The organism is Mycobacterium sp., from assembly GCF_019247615.1.
Classification (GTDB): Bacteria; Actinomycetota; Actinomycetes; order Mycobacteriales; family Mycobacteriaceae; genus Mycobacterium.
On the sequence record NZ_JAFBAT010000143.1, the window covers coordinates 1 to 9,221 of the forward strand.

Annotated in this window: 10 protein-coding genes and 1 pseudogene; 10 read left to right on the forward strand and 1 reads right to left on the reverse strand. The window is 68.7% G+C overall.

Translation table 11 applies throughout. From position 1 onward, the window contains the following. The 10 genes and pseudogenes from JO059_RS09585 to JO059_RS09630 all read left to right on the forward strand — a co-directional run. Window positions 1-202: pseudogene (locus JO059_RS09585) on the forward strand (hypothetical protein); the annotation flags it as partial. A 148-nt stretch (window positions 203-350) separates the two neighbouring features. Beyond that, window positions 351-869, forward strand: coding sequence for a hydrogenase maturation protease (locus JO059_RS09590; protein ID WP_293316073.1), 519 nt, complete (start codon window positions 351-353; stop codon window positions 867-869). A 3-nt stretch (window positions 870-872) separates the two neighbouring features. Further along, window positions 873-1,139 carry a HypC/HybG/HupF family hydrogenase formation chaperone gene (locus JO059_RS09595; protein ID WP_293316075.1) on the forward strand — a complete coding sequence of 89 codons (267 nt, stop codon included), beginning with the start codon at window positions 873-875 and terminating at the stop codon, window positions 1,137-1,139. A gap of 1 nt (window position 1,140) precedes the next feature. Next, window positions 1,141-3,546: a carbamoyltransferase HypF gene (gene hypF / locus JO059_RS09600; RefSeq protein WP_293316077.1), complete on the forward strand. Its 2,406-nt coding sequence runs from the start codon at window positions 1,141-1,143 to the stop codon at window positions 3,544-3,546. Further along, the gene (locus JO059_RS09605; protein WP_293316079.1) at window positions 3,543-4,268 is read left to right on the forward strand and encodes a HypC/HybG/HupF family hydrogenase formation chaperone; all 726 of its coding nucleotides are present in this window, start codon (window positions 3,543-3,545) and stop codon (window positions 4,266-4,268) included. The genes hypF and JO059_RS09605 overlap by 4 nt, the downstream gene beginning before the upstream one ends. After that, window positions 4,268-4,939: an SIS domain-containing protein gene (locus JO059_RS09610; protein ID WP_293316081.1), complete on the forward strand. Its 672-nt coding sequence runs from the start codon at window positions 4,268-4,270 to the stop codon at window positions 4,937-4,939. Before JO059_RS09605 ends, JO059_RS09610 begins: the two co-directional genes overlap by 1 nt. Next, a complete protein-coding gene (gene hypE / locus JO059_RS09615) occupies window positions 4,936-6,045 on the forward strand; it encodes a hydrogenase expression/formation protein HypE (protein ID WP_293316083.1) in 1,110 nt (369 codons plus the stop codon). Before JO059_RS09610 ends, hypE begins: the two co-directional genes overlap by 4 nt. A gap of 24 nt (window positions 6,046-6,069) precedes the next feature. Beyond that, window positions 6,070-6,342: a HypC/HybG/HupF family hydrogenase formation chaperone gene (locus JO059_RS09620; RefSeq protein ID WP_293316085.1), complete on the forward strand. Its 273-nt coding sequence runs from the start codon at window positions 6,070-6,072 to the stop codon at window positions 6,340-6,342. Window positions 6,343-6,354: 12 nt separating this feature from the next. Beyond that, window positions 6,355-7,485 (forward strand): hydrogenase formation protein HypD, encoded by a 1,131-nt coding sequence (gene hypD / locus JO059_RS09625; RefSeq protein WP_293316087.1) that lies wholly within the window; start codon window positions 6,355-6,357, stop codon window positions 7,483-7,485. Further along, window positions 7,482-8,219: a DUF6390 family protein gene (locus tag JO059_RS09630; RefSeq protein WP_293316089.1), complete on the forward strand. Its 738-nt coding sequence runs from the start codon at window positions 7,482-7,484 to the stop codon at window positions 8,217-8,219. The genes hypD and JO059_RS09630 overlap by 4 nt, the downstream gene beginning before the upstream one ends. Before the next feature lie 40 nt (window positions 8,220-8,259). Here JO059_RS09630 and JO059_RS09635 read toward each other — a convergent pair. After that, on the reverse strand, window positions 8,260-9,221 hold a 962-nt coding region (locus tag JO059_RS09635; RefSeq protein ID WP_293316091.1), incomplete at its 5' end, for an HNH endonuclease signature motif containing protein.

Consider the following 9,221-nt stretch of genomic DNA (forward strand, 5'->3'; position numbering starts at 1 on the left):
CGCCGACGCGCAGGACATCTTCGTCGCCGGCAAGACCGCCCGCGTCACGTCGGTGCACGAGGACGTCGAGGGAAACAAGCATGTCGGTGTCGTGGTCGAGGACGACCCGGCCGCCGATCTGCACGACTGGTATGGCCGCTACCTGTACTTCTCCCCCGACGAAATCGAGCCGTTCCACGCGGATCAACGGGTAAACCCTTGAAAGGAGTTCGACATGGAAGTCTTGGGTTGGTTATTCATAGGGATCGTCGCGTTGGTGTTGGCCGTCGCGGTTGTGCTCGGTGTGGCGTCCGTCCCCGATGCCCGCCGATACCTGAAGCTAAGGCGGATGTAGCCACCCGAGCAGCCCAATGACAGCGCGCATCCTGGTGGCCGGGATCGGCAACATCTTCCTTTGCGACGACGGATTCGGCTCGGAGGTGGTCCGCAACGCCGAGCTCCCGCAAGACGATCCGGATGTGCAGGTCATCGACTACGGCATCCGGGGCATGCACCTGGCCTACGACCTTCTCGACGAATGGGACTCGCTGGTGCTGGTCGACGCCGTGCCCAGTCGCGGCAACCCGGGCACATTGCACGTCTTCCAAGCCGACCATGAATCCGGGCTCCCGACAACCGGCCTGGTCGGGGGACTCGACAGCCACAGCATGGATCCGGCCGCCGTGTTCGCCAACCTGCGGGCGTTGGGCGGCAGCCCGCCCTACACGGTCGTCGTCGGGTGCGAGGCGGGCAGCGTCGAGGAGGGCATCGGCCTCACCGAGCCGGTGGCCAAGGCGGTCCCGCGGGCCGCGCGGGCCGTCGAGGAGATCGTCGCCGCGTTGCAGGCGGCCACGTCCGCAACCTGGCCATCGGCGCGAGAGGACCGCTGAGCCATGTGCCTGGGGATACCCGGTCAAGTGATCCGGATGCTCGAGGGCTACGAGGGACAGCTCGCGCTGGTCGACGTCACCGGGGAGCAACGCAAGGTCAACGTCGGCATGCTGCCGGAAGAGACGTTCGCGCCGGGCGACTGGATAATCATCCATATGGGCTTCGCCGTCGAGAAGACGGACCGCACCGGCGCCGAGCAGGCGATGGCCGGCCTCGAGTTGATGGGCAGGGGCCGCACCGACCCGGCGGACCCGCCGGAGGGCGGTTGAGATGACCGAGTCCCCCCTGCTGCTTGCCATGTCTTCGGAAGACGTCCGGCAGCGCTTCACCGTGACCGGTGTCGTCCAGGGGGTCGGCTTTCGCCCTTTCGTCCACCGCATCGCCACCGAGCTGGGCCTGGCCGGGTTCGTCGGGAATGATTCGGGCGCAGTCTTCGTCGAGGTGCAGGGCGAACGCGCCCGCATTGACGAATTCGGACGCCGGCTGCGATCCGATGCCCCGCCGCTGGCGCGGATCGGCGCGGTCTCCGTCACTGACCTCGCAATCGACGTCGCCGCCGACCGCGCGTGCGCACCCGAGTTCCGCATCGTGGCGAGCCAGACGGTCACCGGGGCCAAGACCCCCATTCCGCCCGACATCGCCGTGTGCGACGACTGCGTCGCAGAACTGTTCGACCCGGACAACCGCCGTTACCGGCACGCGTTCGTGACGTGCACCAACTGCGGGCCGCGGTTCACCATCATCCGCGAGTTGCCGTATGACCGTCCCGCCACGACGATGTCGGACTTCGCCATGTGTGCGCGGTGCGCCGCCGAATACCACGACCCCGCGGATCGCCGCTTCCACGCGCAGCCGATCGCCTGCCCCGACTGCGGGCCGTCGATTTGGTTCCGGTCGGAGGCCGGACGGGTGGACGGCTCGGACGCCGCGCTGGCGGCCACCCAACGTGCGCTGGCCGCGGGTGCGGTGGTGGGCGTCAAGGGCATCGGCGGTTATCACCTGGCCTGCACCGCCGACGACGAGGCCGTGGTCGCCGGGCTGCGGGCGCGAAAGGCACGGGGCGCCAAGCCGTTCGCGATGCTGGTCCGCGATCTCGAGGTCGCGCGCCGCTACGCGTACATCGACGACGACGAGGCCGCGGTGCTGTCCAGTCCGGCCCGCCCGATCGTGCTGCTCAGGCGGCGACCCCGAAGCGTCAGTGCGCCGCTCGCCGACGCCGTCGCCCCCGGCAGCCCCCTGCTCGGGCTGATGCTGCCCTACTCCCCCATTCATCACCTGCTGCTAGCACCCGTGCCCGGCGCCGCCACCCGGGTACCCGACGCGCTGGTGCTCACCAGCGCGAACCGCTCCGACGAACCCATCTGTTTCACCGATGACGATGCCGCCCAGCGACTTTCGGTGTTGTGCGACGCGGTGCTCGACCACAACCGGCCGATCCACGTGCCGTGCGACGACTCGGTGGTGCGGGTGATCGGCGATCGGGGCGCCCGGGAATTGCCGATCCGGCGGTCACGCGGGTACGCGCCGCTGCCGGTCGACATAATGCTCGGGGGCCGGCCCGGACCCGCAGTGCTGGCGGTCGGCGGGGAGCTGAAGAACACGTTCTGCCTCACCGACGGCTCGCGCGCGTACATGTCCGGTCACATCGGCGACATGGCCACCTGGGAAACGCTGCGCGCCTTCGAACGCGCCGTCAAGCAGCTCAGCGAAATACGCGGCACACCCGAACGATTCGCCGCCGACCTGCATCCCGGATACCACACTCGGGGCTGGGCGGAGCGCCACGCGGGCGATCGACCGCTGGATCTGATTCAGCACCACCACGCGCACGTGGTCTCGCTGCTGGCCGAGCACGGGCGCATCGGCGAACCCATCGTCGGGGTCTCGTTCGACGGAACCGGTTACGGCTGCGACGAAACCATCTGGGGCGGCGAGATTCTCGCTCTCGGAACCGACAGCCACCGATTTAACCGGGTCGGACACCTGCGGCCAGTACCTCTACCGGGCGGTGACGCCGCCGTGCGAAACCCGTGGCGGATGGCGCTGTCCCAGTTATGGACCGCCGGCATCGACTGGACCCCCGACCTGGCGCCGGTCGCGGCCGCAACGAAAGCCGAACTGCGCCTTACCCGTTCGCAATTGGAGAGCGGCGCCGGATGCGTGCCGTGTTCGAGCATGGGCCGGCTGTTCGACGCCGTCGCCTCCCTGCTCGGCGTCCGCCACCGGATCGATTATGAAGGCCAGGCCGCCATCGAGCTGGAGGCACTCGCGGAGTCGGCCCTTGACAATCCAGCGGCACACCGGCCGTCGCTGCCGCTCACGGTGCGGGCCGACGGAGTGATCGACCCCGCCGCCATGATCGAGACCATCGTGGCGGCCCTGTACGCCGGCACCCGGCCGGCGCTGCTCGCCGCGGCGTTCCACGAGGCCGTCGCCGACGCCGTCGCCGACGTGGTCTCCCGGGTGGCCGGCGGGGTCCGGCTGGTGGGGCTCACCGGCGGCGTCTTCCAGAACGTGCTGTTACTGCAGGCTTGCCGTAAACGCCTGCGGCTGGCCGAATTCGAGGTGCTGACCCACCAGATAGTGCCGCCGAATGACGGCGGGCTGGCGCTGGGTCAGGCCGTGATCTCGACGCTGACGGGCTTGGGAGAGGCCCGCGGGGAGAAGGACCGATGACCTCTGCTTCAGACACCGCCATCGACCGGGGGCTCGGCGCCGACCTGAGCAGTGACTTGGCCGCGACCGCTTTCACCCTGGCCAAGCGGTTCGCGGCGGGTGCCACCATGTGGTCGATCGCGCCCTCGTGGGAACCGCATGCCCTGCATATCGCGGTCGAGTTCGTGCACCCGGTGATCATGGGGAAACGGGCGTTGCCCGCGGTGGCGCTGACCGGACCCGAGCTGGTGGATCTGGTCCGAGTGTCCGTGCGCCCCGGCGACATCGTGATCGCGGTGTCGGGCGCGGACGACCCGCAGGTGCGCTCGGTCATGCGTCGCAGCCCGGCGTGGGGCGCCACCACGATCTGGATCGGCAGCGGTCAGCGGCCGGCGCCCGGGATGGCGGACCACGTGCTGTGGCTCGACGACCCCGACCCGCGGGTGCCCGCAACCGGTGGGTTCGTGCTGTTCTATCACCTGCTGTGGGAGCTGACGCACGTGTGTTTTGAGCACTCCGGGCTGCTGAAAGAAGAATGCACAGACGAAGTTTGCGTCACCTGTAGCGACGAAGGTCGCCTGGGCGAAGTGATCAGCGCATCCGCCGGCGGTCAGGCTCGCGTGCGCACCGCGCGTGGTGTCGAGGACGTGGTGACCGCACTTGTCGACCCGGTCACCGCCGGCGACCTCGTGCTGGTGCACGCCGGCACCGCGATCAGCCGGGTGGAAGAGGAGGGCGCCTGATGCCCGAGCCCGACGAACCGACCAACTTCCTCTACCCGTTCATCGACGCCCAGGAAGACGACCCCCAATCGCTGCTCGCCGACCTGGCCGCGTCGGCGCAGGCCAAGGCGGCCGAGAGCCTCGCGCTGCGGCGCTCGACCTTGGAGGCCAGCGCCGATCTGCTGGAAGCGTCCGCCGCCGAAATGGCACGCCGGTTCGCGGCGGGCGGACGATTGTTCACCTTCGGAAACGGCGGCAGCTGCACCGATTCCACCACCTTGGCCAGGATGTTCGCCCGGCCGCCGGTGGGGCGCCCGTTACCGGCCTGGCCACTGACCGCCGATCAGGCCATCCTCACGGCCCTGGGCAACGACGTCGGGTTCGAGCTGGTGTTCGCCCGCCAGCTGATCGCCCGCGCGCAGGCCGGCGACATCGCCATCGCCATGTCGACCAGCGGCAGTTCGCCCAACCTGCTCGCGGCCCTGGCCGAGGCCCGCCGGCGCGGCCTGTACACCGTGGGTTTCGCCGGCTACGACGGCGGCGCCTTCGCCAACGATCGAAACGTGGACGCCTGCTTCGTCGTTCGTTCCCAAAGCGTTCACCGGATTCAGGAATCCCAGGCGCTGCTGGGCTATCGGCTCTGGTTGGCCGTGCACAAACGTCTGGATGACCAAGGGTTGGGAGCCGCATGAGCCGGGCCGGCGACTACCTGTCCTCGGGGCCGCGGTTCGCCGAGGGCGAGGTTATCGAGCGGATCGAGTCGTTTCGCAGGCGCCGCCCCCGGCTGCTGGACGACCACATCACCCTCGCGCACGGCGCCGGCGGAAAGGCGTCGGCGGCGCTGGTGGACGCGGTGTTCATGGAGGCTTTCCGCAACCCGCTGCTGGAGTCGCTGGGCGACGGCGCGGTCCTCACGTTGCCGAGCGGTGAGCGCCTCGCGATGTCCACCGATTCATTCGTGGTGCAGCCCAGGCGTTTTCCGGGCGGCTCCATCGGCGAACTCGCCGTGAACGGCACCTGTAACGACCTCGCGATGGCGGGCGCCGTGCCGTCCTGGATCTCGGCGGCGTTCGTGCTCGAGGAAGGCTTTCCGATCGCCGAGTTGAGAGACGTCGTCGCCGACATGGCGAGCGCGGCCGCGGGCGCGGGCGTCCAGATCGTCACGGGCGACACCAAGGTGGTGCCGAAGGGGGCCGCCGACGGCCTGTTCGTCAATACGGCCGGGGCCGGAGTCATCCCCGCCGGGCGCACACTGTCGGCTTCCTCGGTGGCCGCCGGCGACAAGGTGCTGTTGTCGGGGTCGATGGGCGATCACGGCATGGCCGTCATGCTCGCGCGGGGCGACCTCGCGATCGAGGCCGACATCGCCTCCGACACGGCTTGCCTCAGTCCGCTGGTCGAACTGCTTCTGGCGGCGGCACCCTCCACCCGCTGGCTGCGCGACGCGACGCGCGGGGGGGTCGGCACGATCTGCAACGAACTCGCCCAGGCCTGCGGCCTGGGGGTGCTGCTCGAGGAGGAGCGACTGCCGGTGCGGCCCATGGTAAATGGCGCGTGTGAGCTGCTCGGCATCGATCCCCTGTACGTGGCCAACGAGGGCAAATTCGTCGCGGTCGTCGCGCCGGAGGAAGCAGAGGCCGGGCTGGCGGCGTTGCGGTCGCATCCGCTGGGCGCCGATGCGGCCGAGGTGGGGGAAATCGTCACCGAACCGGCCGAAACTGTGGTGCTGCGCACCGGGTTCGGCGGAACGCGGATCGTCGACATGCTCGTCGGCGACCCGTTGCCTCGAATCTGCTGAGCTCTGCTGAGAAGGGAAACGCTGATGTGTCTTGGTATTCCGGGCCGGATCGTCGAAATCACCGATCCTGCAAACTATCTGGCGAAGGTCGACGTCAGCGGCGTCCAGCGCACCATCAGCGTGCGGCTACTGGAGGACGAGATGCCCGAGCCCGACGACTGGGTGCTGGTCCATGTCGGTTTCGCCATGGCCAAGATCGACGAGACCGAGGCGTTGCTCACGCTGGCAGCCATCCAAAAACTCGGCGACGCATACGCCACGGAGATGGAAGCCTTCGACTCGTCGGCCATAGTCTAAAAGGGGACCCAGATGAAATTCGTTGACGAGTTCCGTGATCCGGCCGCGGCGCGCAAGCTACTGGTCGCGATCGAGCACCTGGCCGGGGCCGACGGTGAACAGTTCAAGTTCATGGAGGTGTGCGGCGGACACACCCACACCATCTACCGGCACGGCATCGAACACCTGCTGCCCGACAACGTGGAGCTGGTGCACGGCCCCGGCTGCCCGGTCTGCGTGATCCCGATGGGCCGCATCGACGACGCGATGTGGCTGGCCGGCCAGCCCGACGTGGTCTTCACCTGCTTCGGCGACATGATGCGGGTGCCCGGATCCCACGGCAGCCTGCTGGATGCCAAGGCGCGCGGCGCCGACGTGCGGTTCGTCTACTCCCCGCTGGACGCGCTGAAGATCGCGGTCGATAACCCCACCAAGCAGGTGGTGTTTTTCGCGATCGGTTTCGAAACCACCGCCCCATCGACGGCGGTGACGTTGGTGCGGGCGCGCGACTTGGGCTTGACCAATTTCAGCGTGTTCTGCAATCACGTCACGATCGTGCCGCCGATCAAGGCCATCCTCGAATCGCCCGACCTGCGACTGTCGGGCTTCATCGGGCCCGGGCACGTGTCGACGGTGGTCGGCAACCGGCCTTATCGGTTTGTGCCGGCCGTGTACCGAAAGCCCTTGGTGGTGGCGGGTTTCGAACCGCTGGACATCCTGGCCGCCGTCGCGATGCTGCTGCGGCAGATCCGCGAGGGCCGATGCGAGGTGGAGAACCAGTACAAGCGCGTGGTGCCCGAGGAGGGCAACCCGGCCGCGCTGGCGCTGCTGAGCAAGGTGTTCGCGCTGCGTCCGCACTTCGAATGGCGCGGGCTGGGATTCATCTCGCAAAGCGCCCTGCGATTGCACGACGATTTCGCCGAATTCGACGCCGAGCTGCGGTACGCGATGCCGGGCGTGCGGGTGGCCGACCCCAAAGCCTGTCAGTGCGGCGAGGTGCTCAAAGGGGTGCTCAAACCTTGGGAATGCAAGGTTTTCGGTACCGCCTGCACCCCGGAGACCCCGATCGGAACCTGCATGGTGTCCCCCGAGGGGGCGTGCGCGGCCTACTACAACTTCGGTCGCATGCACCGAGATGCCGTCAAACTCGTGGGGCGCACTTGACGCTGGACACCCGGGGCGCAGAGATGTTCGCCCGCTACGCCTATGCCCCCAACGCGCTGGGCTACTGCGGGCCACCGCTCGGGGCGACCTTGCGTGACGGTTCGGTCGAGGAGGTGCGCAGCGCGGCGACGCGGTTTACCGGGGCCTGGCCGTACCTGCGGGTGCTGTCCGCGCTGACCGGCATCGCTGACCCGCTGGATTATCTTCTCGTGGAGTCGTATTGGCTCGGCGGCGGCGTTGGCGCGGATCTGGACCCGGGCGAGTTCTTCGACGCGCTGCTGGCCATCATCGGCCCCCAGGCCGGACACTACTGGAAGCATCTCACCCCGGAGCTGTCCCGCGAGGCCGCCGCGAACCACTGCTTTCACGTGTTCGGCGTGTACCCTTGGACGCGGTTCCTCGGCCGGGGCATGGACGAGCACCCGCTGAGGGTGCTCGACAATTGCCGGATCACCTGGGGCACAGTCGTTTCGCGCGCCGGCGATGACATCGAGGTGAAGTGTCGGCGGCTCGTTTGGGACGGGCAGGCCCTGATACTGTCCGAACCGCAGACGCGTCGGCTCGAGGTGTGGGCCGACGGGTACAGCGCGCTGCCCGACGCCGCCGTTGGTGACGAGGTGGCGGTGCACTGGGGCCGGCTGTGCGGCCGGCTTTCGCCGGAGCAGGTTCGCGCGCTCGAGGACAGCACGGAGCGCCAATTGCGGGCAACCAGCCAACGGCTGGCACGCGTCTAGGCCCGATTCGCAGGCTCTGCCGCCTGGCGAGTGGCGGCCCTTAGAATGGCGGTGGTTCCCCGTCGCCGACGGCGTTGCGCGGCCCGAAAGCGTAAGTCTCGCAAGCCCTTCGGGATGCCTTGCGGGCTTCCCGATTTTGTCGGCGTTCGGTGGCGATGCGTGCGGCGCGGTTTTGGGTGCGGGTGCGGCGGCGTTTGGGCATCATCGCGCTGCGTTGGGCGCAGTAGTCTGCCGGTGGGTCGGCTTCGGGGGTGGGTATGCCGCCGACCGCGTGGCACAGGCTGGGAAACAGCAGGGCGCTGCCCGGGGTGGTGACGTAGGTCTGCCCCGATGGGGAGGTCAAAATCAGCGTCCCGTCCGCCAACTGCTTTTCGGCCCACCCCAAGAAGGTCTTGATCAAGTGGTGAGTTTTGCAGTAGCACTTCAGGTTTGAGGCATGGGTGCGCCCGCCGTTGGCATAGGCGATGGTGTGGTCGAGTTCGCAATCCCATGCCGGGTGATCGCAGCCGGGCCAGCGGCAGGTCAAATCGCGGCAACGCACGAAATCGGCCAGCGCCGCCGACGGTCGATAGCCGTTCTCTGGGGCGGCGTCGCCGGGGTGGATCAGCGGCACCTGTTTGGCCGAGGTGGCCAGTTCGCGTAAAAGCTCGGGGGTGATCAGCCCGTCGGCGCCCACCATCGAGGCCGGCGCGTCGCTGCCGCCGTTGAGGCTGGCCTGCTCGGCGATCACATGAACGACCACCGGGCCTGCCGCCCGGCGCTTGCCGGCCGCACAGTCAGCGCGCCCGCAGCGGCACCCCAGCCGATCCGCGCCGGCGGCCAGCGCCCCCAACGCGTCGGCGCGGCGCTGACCGCGGCTGCGCGGATCATGGGTGCACACCGTGGCGGCCAGCGCGTTGAGCCGCTGATCCAGCGCGTGCGCGTCGGGAGACAACAGGCTGCCCTCGACATGCCAGAGTCCGTCGTGGCCCTCCCAGATCGACACCTCGCGCTCGGCCTGGC

Coding starts and splice junctions, on each gene's coding strand:
- JO059_RS09590 (WP_293316073.1), top strand. CDS start 351: ATGACAGCGCGCATCCTGGTGGCCGGGATCGGCAACATCTTCCTTTGC.
- JO059_RS09595 (WP_293316075.1), top strand. CDS start 873: ATGTGCCTGGGGATACCCGGTCAAGTGATCCGGATGCTCGAGGGCTAC.
- hypF (WP_293316077.1), top strand. CDS start 1,141: ATGACCGAGTCCCCCCTGCTGCTTGCCATGTCTTCGGAAGACGTCCGG.
- JO059_RS09605 (WP_293316079.1), top strand. CDS start 3,543: ATGACCTCTGCTTCAGACACCGCCATCGACCGGGGGCTCGGCGCCGAC.
- JO059_RS09610 (WP_293316081.1), top strand. CDS start 4,268: ATGCCCGAGCCCGACGAACCGACCAACTTCCTCTACCCGTTCATCGAC.
- hypE (WP_293316083.1), top strand. CDS start 4,936: ATGAGCCGGGCCGGCGACTACCTGTCCTCGGGGCCGCGGTTCGCCGAG.
- JO059_RS09620 (WP_293316085.1), top strand. CDS start 6,070: ATGTGTCTTGGTATTCCGGGCCGGATCGTCGAAATCACCGATCCTGCA.
- hypD (WP_293316087.1), top strand. CDS start 6,355: ATGAAATTCGTTGACGAGTTCCGTGATCCGGCCGCGGCGCGCAAGCTA.